This is a genomic window from Planctomycetota bacterium (assembly GCA_038746835.1).
GTDB lineage: Bacteria > Planctomycetota > Phycisphaerae > Tepidisphaerales > Tepidisphaeraceae > JBCDKH01.
This window is the reverse complement of sequence record JBCDKH010000012.1, coordinates 19,256-37,492: the sequence shown is the minus strand read 5'-3', so window position 1 is coordinate 37,492 and position 18,237 is coordinate 19,256. Positions and strand designations below refer to the sequence as shown.

Below are 18,237 nucleotides of genomic sequence, written 5' to 3'. Positions count from 1 at the left end.
GCGCAGGCGACGACGTCGTCCTCGTCCAAGTGACTGGCGAGCCGACCGTTCAGACGGACATCGCCGGGCTGACCGGTCTGGCGTCGCCGCTCAATGTCGTCGAGGATCCACGCACCGGAGACCTCTTCGTCAGCGAGGCGGACGCGAATCGGCTCGTCCGGTTCAAGCGCAGGCCGTGACGTCGTCGCGGGCGTCGCGCCACCAGAGCTCGAGCATCAGCAATGCGAACAGGCGGTGACCGTTGTCGTGACGGCCGTGCTCGTGTGCGCCGATGAGCAGGCGGACGGCCTGGTCGTCGAAGTGATCTCGCGCGAACGCGTCGCTGGCAAAAAGTAGCTCGTGCAGCATCGGCCGAAGACTGCCGCGGAGCCAGCTGCTGATCGGCACGGCGAAGCCCATCTTGCGTCGGCCGAACACGCTCGCCGGCAGCTGTTTGGCGAAGGCGTCGCGTAGCAGTCGCTTGCCACGGCGCAGGCCGGTCAAGTGGTCGTCGCCGAGCGTGGAGCAGAACTGGACGAGGTCCGCGTCGACCATCGGCGATCGGACCTCAAGCCCGTGGAGCATCGAGGCGCGATCGACCTTCACGAGCAGATCGCCCGGCAGGTACGTCGACCGGTCCAACGCCGCCGCAGTGGCAGCGAGGTCGTAGGGCTCGGCTTCGGGCCGAAGAAACGCGTCGAACCAGAGCCCGGCGATCTGTGTCGGGTCGGTCCGCAGCAGCACTTGCGGCGCAAGAGATCGGCTGCTTCGCCCTGCGATCCAGCGGATCTGTTCTTCCTGGTAAACCCGCAAAAACCCCGCGTATTGCTCGGCCGGCGGCTTGTTCGCGGCGGCGACGAGTCTCGTGAGACGACGCAGCGGGTGCTTCTCGCTGAGGCGACGCGTGACTGGCTTGGACATCGACATCAGCGACGCCAGCGATCGGCCGCCGGGGGTTTCGGCTAGGTGACGAAGAACGAGCAGCGCGCGATACCGGTCGTACCCGCCGAACGCTTCGTCCCCGCCGTCACCGCCGAGGGCCACCGTGACGTGCCGGCGCACTTGCTCGCACAAGAGCCGCGTCGGCAGCAGACTCGAATCCGCAAACGGCTGGCCAACGGATCGCACCAGCCTCGGCAGGTCGTCCGACGCCAACGTCTCGGCCGAAAGCTCGAACGCGTGATGATCGCAGCCCAGCGACCGCGCGACCTCCTCGGCGAACGGCCGTTCGTCGTACGTGGCGTCGCGAAAGCCCATCGAAAACGTCGGCACGCCCTTGCCGAGCGCGCGGGCCATGTGGAGCGCGACGACGGACGAGTCGATTCCGCCGCTGAGCAGGCAGCCGACGGGCACGTCGCTGACGAGTCGTTTCTCAACCGCTTTCGCAACGAGGGTGCGCGTCCGCGTGACGCCTGACTCGAACCGGTCCGGCGACGCCTCCTCGAATCGCCCGCCCGCGTGGAAGTACCGCCGCGCCGATCGGCCTTCGGGCGTGATGGTCACGCACGTTCCGGGAAGGAGGCTCTCGATGCCCGCGTGGATGGTCCGGCCGTCGGGCACGTAGCCCCAGGCGAGGTAGTCGCGGAGCGCGTCGACGTCGAGCCCGAGCCCGCCGAGTCCGAGGCGACGCACTGCCCGTCGCAGCGGTCGCAGCTCGCTGGCGAAGGCGACGCTGCCAATATGCTCCCGCGTGACGTACAGCGGCTTCTCGCCGACAGGATCGCGCGCTAGCACCAGTCGCCCGCCAGGCTCCTGCCGGTCGAGGATCGCGAAGGCGAACATGCCGTCGAACCGATCGACGCACGCCTCGCCCCACCGCTCATATGCCGCCAGCAGGACTTCGGTGTCGCCGTCGGTCTGCCAGTCGCGCTGAAGCTCGTTGCGAAGGTCGCGGAAGTTGAACAGCTCGCCGTTGTAGACCAGCGATAGCCGGCCGTCGGCCGAGGTGAAGGGCTGCCCGCTGCGTGGCCTCGGGTCGAGGACGGCCAGGCGTCGGTGGACCAGCAGCGCCGCCGGCTGGTCGGCTTCGTGATCGCAGCGCCACGTGCCCTCGCCGTCCGGGCCGCGGTGGGCAAGGCCGTCGAGCAGGTCGCGTGCGAGCGTGGCGTCGGCGAGCGGACGCTGTTCTCCAGGGCCGAAGGAGACAACGCCGGCGAAGCCACACACGTAGAAATCTATCGGCCTGGCTTCAGGTCGCCCGATAAGCTGGGCATGTCCCTTTTCCGACTTCTTGCCGTTGCCGTCGCGCTGACGCTCGCGACGCCCGCCTTGTCCCAGGAGCCCGCGACCGCCGACGAGCAGGCTCCAGCCGTTGAGGAAACGGCTTCCGGCCTTACCGTCACCGAGCTGCCGGATGCGACGGACGTGCCGGCGGATGTCGATCCGGACGCGTTTCTGCTGATGCTCAAGCCGCTCGACGCCGAAGAGCTCGACGCGGTCGCCGAGGCGTGGAAGGGACGACTCGAACAGCTGACCCGCGAGGTGGCCGAGCTGCGTCTGGCGTCGCTGGACGCGACCGGCGACGTGAAGATGCTACTTGTCGAGGAGGCAACCCAGCGCACGTTCGCTCGCGATCAGGTCGGCGATCGGCTCGGCGACGTCCTGGCCGCGCTCGAAGCCAAGGGAGGCGATCCGAGTGACCGTCTCGCTTACCTCGACGCGGTGACGGCGACCGACTTCGACCCATTTGACTTCGAAGCACTTTGGCCGGCGATCAAGGCATGGCTGCTCAACCCAAATGGCGGGATCGCGATCGGTCTGGCGATCCTCTACTTCCTGGTCATCCTGATTCTGGCGTGGTTCGTCGCCAAGATCCTCAGCGGCATCGTCCGCAAGGCCCTCGGCGGTGTGAAGGGGGCGAGCCAACTGCTCAAGGACTTCCTGGCCGGGCTGGTTCGCAAGATCGTCATGGTGGTGGGCTTTGTGGTCGCACTCAGCTTCCTGGGCGTGAACATCGCGCCGCTGGTCGCCGCGATCGGTGCGGCCGGCCTGGTGGTCGGCCTGGCGTTGCAGGGGACGCTCAGCAACTTTGCCAGCGGCATCCTGATCCTGCTCTACCGCCCCTACGACGTCGGCGACGTCATCAACGCGGGCGGCGTAACGGGCAAGGTCGACGCGATGAGCCTCGTCTCCACGACAGTCATCACGCCCGACAACCAGAAGATTGTCGCCCCCAACAACAGCATCTGGGGCGACACCATCACCAACATCACGGGCCTCCCGACACGACGCGTCGACATGACCTTCGGCGTCGGGTACGGCGACGATCTGGACAAGGTGATGGAGACGCTCGCCCAGGTGTGCAGCGAGCACGAACAGGTGCTCGATGACCCGGCGCCCGTCATCAAGGTGACCGGCCACGGCGACTCCGCCGTCGACGTCATTTGCCGCCCGTGGGTCAAGACCGAGGATTACTGGGGCGTCTACTGGGACTTCCACAAGACCGTCAAACAGAAGTTCGACGCCGCCGGCATCAACATCCCGTTCCCGCAGCGCGATGTGCACATGATCACAGCGTGATTGGTCGCTTCGTTGCTGTTGCCTGACATGTCCGTCATCCCGAGCGCAGCCGAGGGACCTCGCAGTGGCTCTGTGACGACGACCAAACGAGGTCCTTCGACTCGCTGCGCTCGCTCAGGATGACGGAGGGAAGGCGTCAGCGTGCGACGACATCCGTCCACACCGCCCCGAAGTGCGCGGCGCTGCCGGCGAGGACGAAGACGTGCCAGATGGCGTGGTTGTGGCGCAGCTTCTCCCAGAGGAAGAACGGCACGCCCGCGGTGTAGGCCGCACCGCCGAGGACGAGCAGCGTCATGCCGACTGGCGACAGCGCGTTCCAAATCGGGACGATGGCGACGACGCAGGTCCAGCCCATCGCGACGTACAGGCCGGTGTCGAGCTTCTCGAACTGGTCGTACTTGCCGACGAGCGCGACCTTCATGACCACGCCCGCCGCGGCCATCGTCCAGATCGCCGCGGTGATCGACCAACCCCACGCCCCGCCGACCGCGACGAGCATGATCGGCGTGTACGTCCCGGCGATGAGCAGGTAGATCGACGCGTGGTCCAGCAGCCGCCACCGCTGCTTCACCGCCCGGCCGACGGCCAGGTGAAAGCCTGTGCTGGCGACGTACGTCAGCAGCATCGTCGAGCAGAAGACGACGACGGTGACCAGCCGCAGCGTGCCATCGCCCAGCGTGGCGAACGCGGCTGCCACGAGTCCGACCAGGGCGAAGACCGCACCGACGCCATGCGTTGCGACGTTGGCGCGTTCCTCCGCGTTCGAGTGGTACGTAGTCGCCTCGTCGGACATGGGCCGCAAGGTACGAGCATGGGTTGAGCGATGGAAGCTCTGGCAGACCGGACTGCGGGACGCAATCCCGCGGCTACCTTCGATTGCTTTGACGAGTCCGAAGGAAACGGTAGCTGCGGGGCTACGGCCCGCAGTCGGTGCACGAGACGCCCCGCTACCGTCGCGGCATGAGCATGATCGATGACCTCGTCCTCGCACCGACGCGGCAGAACTGGAAGCTCAACGGCGACTACGCCGCCGCCCTCGTCGAAGGGCTCGACGAGTCGCACAAGGTGGCCCAGCCGCCCGGCACGTTCGCGAGGCCCGTCAACCATCCGGGCTGGATCCTGGCCCACCTGAACGCGTATCACCCGCTGATCGCCGGGCTGCTGCGTGGCAAGACGCCGGAAGACCCGATCGATCATCCGTACGGCCGCAAGTCGCAGGTGTTGCTCGATGCCGACGCGTACCCGTCGATGACGGAGCTGGTCGAGTCATTCACGTCGGGCCATGCCGACGTGACAGCGGCGCTGGGCGAGACATCGGAAGCGATCCTGTCGCGTGAGATGCCGATCGTTCGTTTCCGCGAGCGGTTCCCGCTGGTCGGGTCGTGCCTGGCGTACCTCGTGGTGCGTCACGAATCGCTGCACCTCGGGCAGCTCTCAACGTGGCGTCGCACGATGGGCCTCGCCCCGACCGCGACGTCGTAAGCCATCGAATCGGGCTGCGGGCCGTAGCCCCGCAGCTACCCGCGTTAACCGAACGACGTTCGATGCAAGAGGTAGCTGCGGGATTGCATCCCGCAGTCGCGCGTCGAGTGACTTTCGTACGCTCGACGCGTGAGCGAATTCGACTTCGACGTCTTCCTCGTAGGAGCCGGGCAGACGAACGTGCCGCTGGCGCCGAAGCTGTGCGGCGACGGGCATCGCGTCGGGCTCGCGGAGAAGGAGCACTTCGGCGGGTCGTGCGTCAACTTCGGCTGCATGCCGAGCAAGGCCGTCCACGCCTCGGCCCGCGTCGCCCACCTCGCACGCAACGGCCAAGACTGGGGCGTCGAGGTCGGCGAGGTTCGGCCGGTGCTGACGGACGTGCTGGCCCGCGCCCGCGTCTGGACCGAGAAGGCCCGACACCACATCCGCAAGAGCTTCGAGACGAGCGGCGTGCAGCTGTACCAAGGCCACGCGCGGCTTGCCGATCGGCATGGCGACGGCTTCATCGTGACCGTCGGCGACGAGCGTGTCACGGCTGGGCGCGTCGTCCTCGACCCCGGCAGCCGAACCGCCCTGCCGGACGTCGAAGGCCTGGCCGAGGCGAACCCGATCACGAGCGAAAGCTGGCTCGACCGCGACGACGTCGGCCGGCGACTCGTCATGCTCGGCGGCGGGTACATCGGCGTGGAAATGGCCCAGTTCTACCAACGAATGGGCCATGAGGTGACACTCGTCCAGCACAGCGATCGCATCCTTCGGCACGAAGACGACGACATGGCAGGGCTCATCGTCGAAGCCCTCGAAGGCGAAGGCGTGCGATTTCTCTTCGGCCGGAAGACGACCAAAGTCGAGCCGGACGGCGACGGGTGGCGTGTGCAATTCGACCACGGCGATCCGGTGTCGTGCGACACGATCTTCGCCGCGACGGGCAGGCACCCGAACACGAGCGACCTCGGCCTCGAGCAGATCGGCGTCGAGACGGGCGAGCGCGGCGCGATCGAGACCGACGACGTCGGGCGGGTCGCGGGCGTCGACAACCTTTACGTCTGCGGCGACGCCCGCGGCGGGCCGGCCTTCACGCACACTGCGCACGACGACCACCACATCCTCCTCGGCCACCTCCGCGAAGAGCGCGACCCCGGCGGCAGTGCCGACCGCTCCCAACGCCTCGTGCCCTGGGCCGTCTTCACCGATCCCGAGCTCGGCCGCGTCGGCAAGTCGGAAAAGGACGCACCCGGTGCCACGATCATCACCGTCCCAATGAAGGCCAACGACCGAGCCCGCGTCACCGGCGAGGGCGTCGGCCAGGTGAAGCTCGTCCTCGACCCGGACGATCCCAACGGCAAGTTGCTGGGCGCCTGCATCGTCGGGCCGCAAGCGGGCGAGCTGATCCACGCGTTCATCATGCTCATGCACCTGGACAAGCCGCTGGCGTCGATCCTGGACGCGGTGTTCGTTCACCCGACGCTCTTCGAGGTCGTCCACCAGGCTGTCGACAAGTGGCACAAGCAGCAGTCGTCGTGACCTAAAACTCTGGCGTGATCGACGATGCCCCACTGCAGCGACCCGCCGACGTGTACGTGCCGGTGGTGAGTGCGGCCACGTTGATCCTCGGCTTCCTCATGATGATCTGCAGTCCGCTGACGGCGGTGAACCTGGCAAATCCGCCGATGCCCGAAGACGTGGCGGCGATGGACCCGGACGATCGTCCCGCCCCGCCGCCGGTGCGCCCGGTCGACGCGGCGGCGGTGGTCGTGTTCTTCTTCATTGGCACGACTGGCGTGGCCGGGGGCTTGCTGGGGTTCATCCGCGTTCGGCCGGGCCGCGGGATCATGATCGCGTTCTGCCTGATGACGCTGGTCTACATCACCGCCGCCATCGGGTATCGGCTCACCGGCGGGCTGACGGATCTGTTCGAGAGCGTGCCCGTCGACGCACCACGCGGCTCTGCTCTGGGGGCGTTCTTCGTCTGGACGCTCGTCCCGATCGCGATTGCAGTCGGGCTGCTGATTCTGTCGCTGAAGTACCTGCTTCGCCGCGACGTCGCTCGCTCTTTCCGCGGCGTGCGGTTTGGGACGCCTCAGTCCTCGTCGTCGTCTTCATCGTCCTCGACGTCGATTTCTTCGAGCACCTGACGCAGTTCGTCGAGCGCGAGGTGCACCTCGCCGCGTCCTTCGCCCGAGGCGAGCCGCATGGCCGAGCCGGTGTCGATGGCGGTGACAGCGGCGTCGCGGATGCTGGAGAAGATCATCCCGTGACGCAGCTGCAGCACCGCCAGTACGACCAGCACCAGCGGCCCGTGCTCGTCGTCACTCAACAACTCCCCGAAGCGGCTGACCGTCTCCTGCGTCGCGGCGACGGGCGTCGCGCCGAATCCGATCATTTCCTCGAACGTCTCGCGCACCTCGAGAGCCAGGTCACTCGTCAGCAACACGTCGAACGCGTCGTCGTCCACGATCCACGCTAGCAATCGAAGCCGTCGGGCAGAGCGCAGCGTCGCCCCGGGTCTGGAAGAACTCATCCCAGCGCCACGACACTCGCAGCAGCTGTCCGATGCGTGTGCGACAACGACACCGACCACGACGCAATCCCACGCTCTGCCGCAAACTCCGCAGCAACGCCTGTCAACACGATCTTCGGCTCGCCCGTCGGCAACCGATGGACCGCGACGTCCGTCCACGCCATCCCATGCCGACGCCCGGTGCCCAGCGCCTTGAACACGGCCTCCTTCGCCGCGAACCGAACAGCAAAATGCTCCGCCGCCCGCTTCTGGCTGCGCCGGCAATAGGCGACCTCGTCCGGCGTGAAGCAACGCTCGCAGAACCGCTCCGCATGCCGCTCCAGCAGCGACGCAATCGCCTCGACCTCGACGAGATCGATCCCGTGCCCGAGCACCTTCTGGCCTTCAAGCTTCAAGCTTGCTCCTTCCAGCTTTCCGGCCTCGGCTGCTGCTGCGTCAGGCAGTGCACCGCCCCGAGTCCCCAGATCAGCTCGGAGCAATCGACGCCCACGACCTCTCGACCCGGCAGGCGTTCCCGCAGGATCGCGAGGCAGCGGTCGTCGTTGTCGTGCCCGTACGTCGGGACGACGAGCCCGCCGTTGACGAAGCTGAAATTGACGTAGGTCGCGGGCATGCGTTCGCCTTCGATCTCGACCGGGCCGGGCATGGGAAGTTGGACGACGTCGTACCCGAGCTGTCGGCACTGTTCGTAGGCCGAGGTGGTCGCGGCGTGGTTCACGTCGGACGGGTTGTCCTCGACGCCGACGACGATGGTGTTCGGATCAATGAAGCGAGCGAGGTCGTCGACGTGCCCGTCGGTGTCGTCTCCCGCGATGCCGCCGGTGAGCCAGTGAACGCGTTCCTGACCGTAGAAGTCGAGGAGGTAGCCTTCGACGTCGTAGATGTTGAGGTTCCCGTTGCGGTTGGGGTTGAGGAGGCAGTCGCGTGTGGTGAGGATTGAGCCTCGGCCGTCGAAGTCGACCGCTCCGCCTTCCATGACGATGCCCGGCTCAAAGAGCCGCAGGCCGAGGTGTTCTGCGATGCGTTTCGGTACCGCGTCGTCGTCCTCCCATGGCGGATACTTCCCGCCCCACGCGTTGTAGCGCCAGTTCGCGACGGCAAGCTCCCCTTCGTCGTCCACCACGAACGCAGGCCCGTGGTCTCGGCACCACGGCTCATTCGTCGGGATCTCGATCGTCTCGACGTCGACGCTTCCGACGAGGTCGCGGACTTTCTGTGCCCAAGTTCTGTCCGGGACGTTGATCCGCACCGTCTCGAATCGCGCGATCGTCCGGATCACGTTCGTGAGGTTCGGAAGGACTCGGTCGTAGCGACCGGGAAAGCTCTGTCCGTCCGGGCGCGGGAAGCTCATCCACGTCGCGTCGTGGAGCGCCCACTCCGGTGGGAAGCGGAAGTCGAGCTCGCGCGGTGCGGGGGACATGGAGGCAATGTCACTTTAGTGACTTTGGAAACTGGATGGAAATCGCTACTCTTGCTCCGTGCCATCGATCGACAAGAGCGTTCCTGGCATGCCCGAGTACTACAAAGGAAAGCACAAGTTCGAGCACTGGTACCTTGACCGGCAGGTTTATTTCATCACTGCGAAGACGAGATCAGGATTTCCTGCATTTTCATCTGAAGAAGCCAAATCGATTTTCTGGGATCGATTTGACAAGTACACCGGACAGCACGATTTCATTCCCTTCGTGACATCGCTGCTGAGCAACCACTACCACACGATCGGGTTCTTGCGGGTGGGTCGAGAGCTCGGTCCCATGATGCGAAAGTTGCACGGGAGTGTCGCGAAGCTCGTCAACGATCTCCTTCCCGAACGCAGGAAAGAATTCTGGAGAGGAGATGGTGTTGGTCAAGGATACTTTGACGGTTGCATTCGTAACGAGAAACAGTGTCGCAACGCTTACCGCTACACGCTCACGCAAGGAGCGCGACACGGACTGGTTCGTAACGGGTGTGACTATCTCCACACGCGTGTGAACGTCGACATCGATCGCGCTGTGAAGCGTGCGTTTGAGCTTGATGCGTTTCTCACCGGGGGTTCCTTATCCGAGACACGCACGTCAAAGTCACTAAAGTGACTTTGCCAGCACCGGAAGCCCCCGCGCCGTTGACCGCTTCGGCTCCCCAACCAAGTCATAGTGCTGGTAGTCCGAAATCGTCACGTCGACGATCTGACCCGCGTGCAGTTCGTCCTTGCTCGCGACGTAGGTGACGCTGTCGATGTCCGGAGCCTGACCGGTCGTTCGACCGGCGTAGACCAGCGTCCCGTCGTCGGCTTGTCCCTGGGAGGCGTCGATGATGACCTCGACCGTCTGACCGACGCGTGATGCATTGCGCTCGAAGACAACCCGCTGCTGGGCTTCCATCAGTTCCCCGTAGCGACACGTCTTCGTCTCGGCGCCGATTTGCCCATCCATGCGGCCCATCGGGGTGCCGGGCTCGGGGGAGTACTCGAAGACGCCCACGTGCTCGAAGTGCCCCTCGGCGATCCAGTCGACGAGTTCCTGGTGCTCGGCCTCGGTTTCGCCGGGGGTGCCGGTGATGAAGGTCGTCCGCAAAGCCAGCCCCGGAACGCGGTCGTGCAGCTTGTCGACGAGCGTGGTCGTCAGCTCACGGTCGACCTTGCGGCGCATGCGAGCCAGCACGTCGGTGTTGATGTGCTGAAGCGGCATGTCGACGTACGGCACGATCCGCCGACATGAGGCGAGCGCGTCGATCATCTCGTCGGTGAAACACGACGGGTAGGCGTACATCAGCCTGACCCACGCCACGTCGGCCGGCAGGTCGCGGTCGAGGGTTTTGAGGAGACCGGCGAGCCCTTTGCCCTGGCCGAACCAACCGATGTCGGTGCCATAGCTGGTCGTGTCCTGCCCGATCAGCAAAAGCTCTACCGCCCCGTCGGCGGCGAGTTCCTGACCTTCAGCCAAAATGTGGTCGACCGGCTTGCTCCGCATCGGGCCGCGGATGCTGGGGATCGTGCAGAAGCCGCAGCCCTGGTTGCAGCCCTCGCTCATCCGCAGGTACGCGAAGTGCCGCGGCGTGAGTCGGAGCCGGGCCCGATCGTCCTCGAACGTCGGCAGGCGCATGCCACGCTTGCCGGCGGCTTGCTTGTTCAGGATGGCCTCTGCCGGCGTCGATGCGACGCTGCTCGTCGTCGCCGAGCCCGATCGCGTCACGGCGTGGTACTTGCCGAGGTAGTGATCATCATCGCCGTTTCGCTCGCCGCGGACGGCCTGGACGATGTGGTCGCGGTCGAAGACACCCACCAGCTTGTCGATGCCCGGCGCGTCGGCCAGCAGCTTGGTCTTGTGCCGCTGCACCAAACATCCCGCGACCACCACGCGCTTGACCTTGCCCGCCTCTTTCAAATCGATCGCCGCGTTGATCTCGGCCATCGATTCGGTCTTGCTGGCCTCCAGGAAGCCGCAAGTGTTGATGACGATCGCATCGGCCTCGTCGTGATCAGGCGTGACGGCAATCCCATCGGCCGCCAAAAGGCCCAACATGCGCTCCGAATCGACCAAATTCTTCGCGCAGCCGAGGCTGACGAAGGCGACGCTTTCGATCTCGGAGGCGGTCGCTGGCATGATCGTGCGGGCCGTGAGGGTATGCGGTGCCACCTTGTCTCAGCACCATCAGCAGCTGCAGAATCCGGAGCGCTCCTAACGTGACCCGCTCATGGCCACCCGTTCGTCGGCATCTTCACGCAAGCGCTCCGCGTCGTTCGACGCAGCTGCGTGGCTCTCGTCGCTGGCCAATTTCGAGCAGCGGCCGACCAAGCCTGACGGCCAGACGCCGCACTTCGGACTCGAACGCATCGAAGCGCTCTGCGACAAACTCGGCAACCCACATCAGAGCGTCCCGGCCGTCCACGTCGCGGGCACCAAGGGCAAGGGCAGCACCTGTGCCATGACGGCCGCGATGCTGCGAGCCTGCGGGCATCGAACCGGGCTCTACACGTCGCCTCACCTCGTCGACGTCCGCGAGCGAATCCGCGTCCTCGAACCGACCGCCGACGCCAAAGCCCTGCCGCAGGGCGAGATGATCTCGCCGAGCGACTTCGACGCGTGCATCGAAAAGGTCGCCAAAGCGGCCAAGGCGGCGAAGGTCACGCCGACCTATTTCGACGCGCTCACTGCCGCCGCCTTCGTCCACTTCGCTGAGCAGGAGCTGGACATCATGGTCGTCGAAGTCGGCCTGGGTGGCCGGCTCGACAGCACCAACGTGCTCACGCCCCTCGTCAGTGTCATCACGCCGCTCAGCCTCGACCACACGCAGCAGCTGGGCCCGACGTTGTCGCACATCGCCCGCGAGAAGGCCGGTATCATCAAGCCCGGCGTGACGGCCATCACGTGCCTCCAGCCGGACGAGGTCACGCTGGCCGTGCTGCAGGACGTGGCCAAAGAGCGCAAGACTCACCTCCGCGTGCTGGGCGAGGACGTCGAGTTCACATGGCGCTTCGAGGCCAGCCGCATGCTCGGGCGGAACAACCGCATCGGCTTCGAGACGGATCGGCTGCTGTTCGACCACCTCGCCGTGCCGCTGCTGGGCGAGCACCAGGCAGTCAACTGTGGGTTGGCGCTCACCGCGATGGATGAGTTGGCCCTCCGCGGCGTCGAGGGCATCACGAGCGAAGCCTGTGCGAAGGGTTTGGACGGCCTGACCTTCGACGGCCGACTCGAAGTCATTCGCGACGAGCCGACCGTCATTGCCGACGCCGCCCACAACGCGGCGGGCATCGACGCGTTGTTCCGCGCCGTCGGGCAGCACTTCACATACGACGCGAGCGTCGTCATCTTCGGCTGTGCGGCCGACAAGGACACCGACGCCATGCTCGACAAGCTCATGGCCGGGGCGGACAAGGTGATCTTCTGCCCGATCGACTCGCCGCGTTCGGCCAACCCGCGCGAACTGCAGAAGGTCTACCACGATGCTTTCGGCCGGATGAGCCAGACGGCCGGTTCGCTGCAGGACGCCTTGCGACTGGCCCGCGGTGCGTTGACAGACGACGACCTGCTGGTCATCACCGGCAGCTTCCATCTCGTCGGCGAGGCCAAGCGCATCCTCGCCCGCAAAGCCGCCGCCCGCGACGCGGCGTAGGTGATGCCACTCCGACACATTCCGTCATCCCGAGCGGAGCGAAGCGGAGTCGAGGGACCTCGCAGCGCTTCCTTTGCCGGCCCGGGCGAGGTCCTTCGACTCGCTGCACTCGCTCAGGATGACGGATTTGACGATCGCATACCCTTGAGCCATGCAGGAGGAGTCGCGTGACATGCAGCGGGTGTTGTCTGGCGTGACGGCTGCGATTCGGCAGCGCGTCAAGCACGACGCCGAGTTTGCCGCGTCGCTGTCGCGGGTGTTGGGTCTGGACGGTGCACGATCGCTGTCCGAGCCGCCGCCGCGAGAAGCACCGGAGGTTCGAGAGCCGGTCCGGAGTGCGCGGTCGTTCAACGAGTTTTTCGACGCAGAACTCGTGGCCAAGCGGTGTCGCTTGAAGGCGCTGGCGGCGCGGTGGCAGGTCGTTCGTGAGGCGGTGGCACGCGAGGGCGTCCGGCCGGTCGACGACGTGGTCCTGGCGGCGGGTCGTGAGCTGCCCGACTGCTACCTGTGGATGTGCAACGCCCAGCAGTCGCGTCAGCGGGACGAGCCGACGATGGAGCGTGTCGCCCGGTGTTACGAGGCTCTTGCGGAGGCGGCGGAGCTGGTCGGGCCGGTGGACATTCCGGCGCTCGAGCCGGTCGAGGACGACGCCGACGCCGACAACAAGCCGTCTGCCGAGCGACTGCCCGCAGCGGATCACGTGCAGCTGTTGGCCGAGGCACAGTCGGCGTTGCACGTGGCGCTTGGCAAGCATCGCACGGGCGGCGGGTTCGATGCGGATCAGATGTCGGCCTACGTCGTGGCCAAGGAGTTCGGCGGCCGTCGTCGGGTGTTTTTCCGCAACCTCGCCCGCGAAGACCGGGCCGACCCCGACAACGCCGCCGACCTGACCGCCCGGATCCACGAGGCCGATGATGCGTCGGACGATCGTCGCGATCAGCGGATCGACGCCGGGCTGTCGGACCTGCGCAAGACGATCTCCGCGGCCGAGGCGTCAGCGGGTGACGGCGTGTTGGGCGTCGCGTCGCACGAACTTGCGCTGATCCGCGTGGCGATCATGCGGCTGATGGCCGACGGCCTTGCGACGGACGATCCGCGTCTATCGGCAGCGGCGTCGTCTGCGTTGGACCTGCTGCCCGAAGAGGCCGACGCGAAGGTGCTGGGCGACGAGATTGATGCCGTCTTCGATGCGGCCGAAGAGGTCAGCAGGCACGACGAGCCCGCCAAGGCGGCTTGACTCGTTTTCAGTTCGTTCTCGCCGGACAAAAGCTGCTGCTCCATGCGACCCAGCAGCGGCAGCGAACTGCTATGGTGCATCGACCGGCCCTGGGCGGTTTCAGGGACACCAACGGACATGGCCCGCTCTCGCGCACCTGCGACCAACCACCGCGCCAACGGCGACGCCTCGCGTCAGAGCCCGACGCTGGCGTACGAGTCGTCGCTGGTCACGACGCGGTACGAGCACGGGCTGGAGACGGAGCGCGCGACACTGCTGCGTCGCCGATTCCTCTGGTACACTGGCACGATTCTGGGCGTTTCGATCCTCTATTCGCCATTGTCCGTCATCAGTCTGTTGATGAGCGAAGGGCTCGGACGCCTCGCAGAAGTGCTGAACCTGATTAACTTCGTCGTGTCGTTCACGGCCTTTGCGATCGCATTCTGGTACGTCCGCAGGCGAGTTCGGGCAGAGCGACTCGTGTACCACATCGCGTTCTGGCTCATCGTTGGCAGCGGTCTGTTGAGCCTCGTGACGGGCCGGGCCGTTGGGGAGTTGACGGTCCGCAATCCGGGCGGATCGGCGTCGTTCCAGGCTGGCTTCGAGCAGGGTGCCTCGATCGGTGGCAGCGTTCGCCGAACTGCCGACGACGACGATTCGCCCACCACCCAGCCTGCGACGGCAACCGACGCACCGGCAGGCGGTGATCCAGCCACGACGGAGGCCGAGCCGGCCGAACCCGTCGCGTCCGTTCCTGATCCGCCCGGCGCGACAGCCGCTGAAGACGCGGTCGCCAGCGCACCAGCGCCGCTGGTGCCTCAGGGCACGACGGCGTCGCGGGTGTTGAGGTCGATCCTGTCGATCGTCATCGTCAGCGGAAGCCTGCTCATCACGCACTTGCTGGCGTGCCTCTTTCTGCCGTGGACGCCGCGAGAAGCGTGGCGGCCGGGGCGGGTCCTTTTGGCGGGTGCGTTTGCGATCGTCGTGGTCGACCTGATCCTCGGCTGGGGCGGCCTCGGTTACCTGCTCGGGGCCATCGTCTTCTATCCGCTGACGATTTTGCCCGGCATCGGCTGGTGCTGGTGGCGGCACAGTGCGTTTCGCGAGAAGTACCGCCTCCGGTTCGTCAGCGAGCAGTACCGCCAGATGGAGCAGGAACTCTCCGGAGCGCGACGCGTGCACGACAGCGTCCTGCCGAAGCCGCGAACGCTCGGCCAGATCCGATTCGGCTACGCGTACGAGCCGGCTCGTGAGATCGGCGGCGACCTGGTCTTCGTCCATCCGCGGAAGCCCAATCCGACCAACCCGGACGAGCCCGTCAGCGTCGTCGTCCTCGATGTCGCCGGCCACGGGATTGCGGCGGCGCTCACGGTCAATCGGCTCGTCGGCGAGCTCGAACGCATCTTCGCCGAGCAACCCGATGTCCCTCCTGATCGTCTGATGCGGCTTCTGAACCGCTACGCCTTCCTCACGTTGGCCCGACACCGCGCTTTTGTGACCGGGTTTGCGGTGCGGGTCGACCTGTCGCTTGACAAGCCGCTGCAGGTGTGCGGAGCCGGTCATCCGGACGCTTTCCTCTGCCACGCCGACGATCGCGAGACGTCGCGTGTCGGCAGCCGTGCGATGATGCTGGGCGTTCTGCCGCCTGACGCCTACGAGGCGCCGCTGGAAAGCCACGCCTTCGATGACGGCGACGCCTTGGTGCTCTACACCGACGGCGCGGCCGAGGCTCGGAACATCGACGGTGACATGCTCCGCATGGACGGTGTGAGCGAGATTGCGGCATCCGCGGTCCGGGAAGAGCAAGAGGTCGACCGCTGGCCCCACGCGATGCTCCACCGCGTCGCCCTCTACCGCAACGGCCCGCCGGAGGACGACACGCTCGTCGCGGTCCTCTATCGCGACGCGACCAGCCGGTTCGACCAGCTGGCGTCCCCGACCACCATGAGCGACGGACTCGTCGCGGAACTGGTGTGACGCGGGACACGGTTCTGTTGCCAGACTTCCAGAGCGAATACGTAGCCGCCCGCGTCAGCGGGCGCGTCTGATCGAACGCAAGCACCCGCTGACGCGGGCGGCTAACTGTGTGCTTGTCGCGGAGTCGTAGCCTGTTCTTCGCAGCGCCGCGTTCGATCACGCCGACTTGCGACGTTGGGCGGGCATGGCGACCGGAAGCGTGAAGACGGCGCGAGTGCCTTCGCCCTGGCGGCTGTCGAGCGACAGCGTCCCGCCGCCGGTTTCGACGAGGCGGAGGGCAGCGGCCAGGCCCATGCCGCGGCCTCGGCCAGCTGGGCGTTTGCTGAAGAACGGGTCGCACGCCCGCTGCAGCGTCGCCTCGTCCATGCCGCAGCCGTTGTCGCGGATCGTTAGGACGACGCCGTCACCGGTCAGATTCGGCCGGGCCGAAACGTCGATCGCCCCGCCACCACTCGGCAGGCTTTGGGCGGCGTTCTCGACGGTGGCCGAGATCGCCCTGGCCCAGCGGCGCACGTCGACGCCGACCAGCGGCAGTGAGTCGGGCACGTCGATGTTCATCTCGTTGATCGCCTTGCGATCGTCCTCGTCCAAGGTTGCGCCGACGAGCTTGATCGCTTCGTCGACGACCTTCCGCACCTTGACCTTCTCGACCTCCGCCTCGGGCGGCCGCGCGTAGCGCATGAGCTCTTCGATCATCTCGCTCATGCGACCCGCGTTGTGATGGATCGCCAGGGCCGCCTGCTTCATGCGGACCTCGTGCAGGTTGTTGTAGAGCAACTGGCTGCGTCCGCTGATGACCATGAGCGGGTTGTTCATCTCGTGGGCCGCACCGGCGGCGAGTTCGGCGACGGCGACCAAGGCGCGGTCGTGGGCGATCTGCTCGCGAGCGGCTTTGGCCTGACGCGCTTCCTCAGCCAGACGCTGCTCCAGCAGACGTGACTTCTCGCGAGCGCCGGCAAGGTTCATCGCCAGATTCCAGCCGACACGCAGCGACCCGAGCGTTTCCGATCCCGTCGCATCGGCCTGTCCGGTCCAGGCGACGAAGCCCGTTTCCAGCGATCCACCGGTCGCGACGATGCCCGAGACTTCTCCACCCAGCACGCCCGCCGTCCACTTCGGTGCGCCGCCATCTTCCGGCCCGCCGGTGACGCAGTCGCCGCGGATGAGCCCGCCGGTGGGCGTGCAGAGGACGAACTCGGCGACATCGGCCTCCTCGTGATCTCGAAAGTAGCCCGCGACTAAGACCGCCGCGTCCGGGCCGAGCTTGAGCGCGGTGCCGGCCGTCTCGGCAATGCCGAGCATGACGTCGCGCGGCGTGGCGTCGGCGGCGAGTTCGTCCGACAGCGACGACATCGATGCGAAGGCGTCCGCACGTGCGGCCAGCTCGCGCTCGCGGTCTTCGTTGAGCTCCGCATTCTGTGCGTTTTCGATGGCCTCGCGTCGCAGGCGAGCGACATCGTCGTGGGCCGACCGCCAGATGTCGTTGGCCGAGGCGATGCCGTCGCGGTACATCGCGTCAGCCGACGCGTCGTCGAGCCCGAGTGCCGACGCCCGCTCCTGCGTCAGCTGAACCAGCACCCGAATCGCCGCCGAGGCGTCGGCCGGCTTGAGACCCAGTGCTCGCAGCAGCGCGTCCTGCGGCGTGCCGAAGGTGTAGTTGCCGCTGAAGCCGAGATGCAGCTGCCGCGTGATCTGGTCGGCGAGGTGGATGAGGTAAACCATCCGCCGCTCCGGCGGGTCGCCGGGCTCGGGACGGGCGTGGTGGAGCGCGATCGCGTCGCACACCGTCGGCGGCAGGTTCCAGCGCTTGGCCAATCGGGCACCGGCGATGTGGTGGTCGATGCCGACGACCTGACGCTCGACCTCGGCGATGTCGCACCGCATGGTGCGCGCCGCGCGGACGATGCGGTCGTAGGCCTTGGGTAGCGTCGAGTGGAGCGCGAGCTTGCCCAGGTCGTGCAGCAGCCCGCAGCAGAACGCGTCACCCGTCGGGACGTCCTTGAGTCGCTGGGCCAGGAACTCGCTGCAGCACGCAACGGCCACGCTGTGACGCCAGAATCCGCCGGCCGCACCAAAGGCACCGTCGTCGTCGACGCCGTCGCGGTCGAGGACTTTGGCCACGCCAACGGCCAGAACCGAGTCGCGCACGCCGCGATTGCCGAGGCGGACGACGGCCTGCTGGAGCGTGTCGATGTCGCGACCGGCAGCTTCGGCACGGCGGGCGACCTGCAGGACACGTGCTGCAATGGCCGGATCGCCGGCGACGAGCTCACCAATCTTCGCGGCGTCGCCGCCGGACTCGTCGCTCGTGAGCGCCAGCAACTTCGCCGCCACGGCCGGGAGGGCCGGGAGCGAGTCGAGCTGACGCAGGACCAGGTCGACGCGGGCGTTGTTCAGGCGTGGTCCTTCCGATGGCGCACACCGTTAGATCGAATTGTCGGGACCG

Annotated in this window: 15 protein-coding genes; 8 read left to right on the top strand and 7 right to left on the bottom strand. The window is 66.6% G+C overall.

What is annotated here, in order from left to right; translation table 11 throughout:
- Positions 1–162: 162 nt before the first annotated feature.
- Positions 163–2,145 carry an asparagine synthase (glutamine-hydrolyzing) gene (gene asnB, locus AAGI46_02795; GenBank protein ID MEM1011132.1) on the bottom strand — a complete coding sequence of 661 codons (1,983 nt, stop codon included), beginning with the start codon at positions 2,143–2,145 and terminating at the stop codon, positions 163–165.
- A 45-nt stretch (positions 2,146–2,190) separates the two neighbouring features.
- Here asnB and AAGI46_02790 point away from each other — a divergent pair, with 45 nt between their 5' ends.
- Positions 2,191–3,498, top strand: coding sequence for a mechanosensitive ion channel family protein (locus AAGI46_02790; GenBank protein ID MEM1011131.1), 1,308 nt, complete (start codon positions 2,191–2,193; stop codon positions 3,496–3,498).
- Positions 3,499–3,634: 136 nt separating this feature from the next.
- On the opposite strand, the gene AAGI46_02785 is transcribed toward AAGI46_02790, so the two are convergent.
- Positions 3,635–4,291 (bottom strand): hemolysin III family protein, encoded by a 657-nt coding sequence (locus AAGI46_02785; GenBank protein MEM1011130.1) that lies wholly within the window; start codon positions 4,289–4,291, stop codon positions 3,635–3,637.
- Between the two features lie 167 nt (positions 4,292–4,458).
- Here AAGI46_02785 and AAGI46_02780 point away from each other — a divergent pair, with 167 nt between their 5' ends.
- From AAGI46_02780 to AAGI46_02770, 3 genes are all read left to right on the top strand, one after another.
- Complete coding sequence (locus tag AAGI46_02780; GenBank protein MEM1011129.1) at positions 4,459–4,980, top strand: DinB family protein; 522 nt, start codon at positions 4,459–4,461, stop codon at positions 4,978–4,980.
- A gap of 129 nt (positions 4,981–5,109) precedes the next feature.
- Positions 5,110–6,504, top strand: a complete 1,395-nt coding sequence (locus AAGI46_02775; protein ID MEM1011128.1) for an FAD-dependent oxidoreductase — start codon at positions 5,110–5,112, stop codon at positions 6,502–6,504.
- Between the two features lie 14 nt (positions 6,505–6,518).
- Positions 6,519–7,115 (top strand): hypothetical protein, encoded by a 597-nt coding sequence (locus AAGI46_02770; GenBank protein MEM1011127.1) that lies wholly within the window; start codon positions 6,519–6,521, stop codon positions 7,113–7,115.
- Here AAGI46_02770 and AAGI46_02765 read toward each other — a convergent pair.
- From AAGI46_02765 to AAGI46_02755, 3 genes are all read right to left on the bottom strand, one after another.
- Positions 7,061–7,435, bottom strand: a complete 375-nt coding sequence (locus AAGI46_02765) for a hypothetical protein (protein ID MEM1011126.1) — start codon at positions 7,433–7,435, stop codon at positions 7,061–7,063. The two genes, AAGI46_02770 and AAGI46_02765, sit on opposite strands and share 55 nt — an antisense overlap.
- Positions 7,436–7,497: 62 nt before the next feature.
- Complete coding sequence (gene acpS / locus AAGI46_02760; GenBank protein ID MEM1011125.1) at positions 7,498–7,896, bottom strand: holo-ACP synthase; 399 nt, start codon at positions 7,894–7,896, stop codon at positions 7,498–7,500.
- A complete protein-coding gene (locus AAGI46_02755; protein ID MEM1011124.1) occupies positions 7,893–8,921 on the bottom strand; it encodes an agmatine deiminase family protein in 1,029 nt (342 codons plus the stop codon). The genes acpS and AAGI46_02755 overlap by 4 nt, the downstream gene beginning before the upstream one ends.
- A gap of 88 nt (positions 8,922–9,009) precedes the next feature.
- Here AAGI46_02755 and AAGI46_02750 point away from each other — a divergent pair, with 88 nt between their 5' ends.
- Positions 9,010–9,576 (top strand): hypothetical protein, encoded by a 567-nt coding sequence (locus tag AAGI46_02750; protein MEM1011123.1) that lies wholly within the window; start codon positions 9,010–9,012, stop codon positions 9,574–9,576.
- Here the strand turns inward: AAGI46_02750 and rimO are convergent.
- On the bottom strand, positions 9,568–11,085 hold the full coding sequence (gene rimO / locus AAGI46_02745) for a 30S ribosomal protein S12 methylthiotransferase RimO (protein MEM1011122.1): 1,518 nt from the start codon (positions 11,083–11,085) through the stop codon (positions 9,568–9,570). The two genes, AAGI46_02750 and rimO, sit on opposite strands and share 9 nt — an antisense overlap.
- A gap of 91 nt (positions 11,086–11,176) precedes the next feature.
- Between rimO and AAGI46_02740 the strand changes: the two genes are divergently transcribed.
- From AAGI46_02740 to AAGI46_02730, 3 genes are all read left to right on the top strand, one after another.
- A complete protein-coding gene (locus AAGI46_02740) occupies positions 11,177–12,598 on the top strand; it encodes a folylpolyglutamate synthase/dihydrofolate synthase family protein (protein MEM1011121.1) in 1,422 nt (473 codons plus the stop codon).
- A gap of 151 nt (positions 12,599–12,749) precedes the next feature.
- A complete protein-coding gene (locus AAGI46_02735; GenBank protein ID MEM1011120.1) occupies positions 12,750–13,835 on the top strand; it encodes a hypothetical protein in 1,086 nt (361 codons plus the stop codon).
- A gap of 117 nt (positions 13,836–13,952) precedes the next feature.
- Complete coding sequence (locus AAGI46_02730; GenBank protein MEM1011119.1) at positions 13,953–15,791, top strand: SpoIIE family protein phosphatase; 1,839 nt, start codon at positions 13,953–13,955, stop codon at positions 15,789–15,791.
- Positions 15,792–15,947: 156 nt separating this feature from the next.
- On the opposite strand, the gene AAGI46_02725 is transcribed toward AAGI46_02730, so the two are convergent.
- Positions 15,948–18,125, bottom strand: coding sequence for an HDOD domain-containing protein (locus tag AAGI46_02725; GenBank protein MEM1011118.1), 2,178 nt, complete (start codon positions 18,123–18,125; stop codon positions 15,948–15,950).
- Between the last annotated feature and the right edge of the window lie 112 nt (positions 18,126–18,237).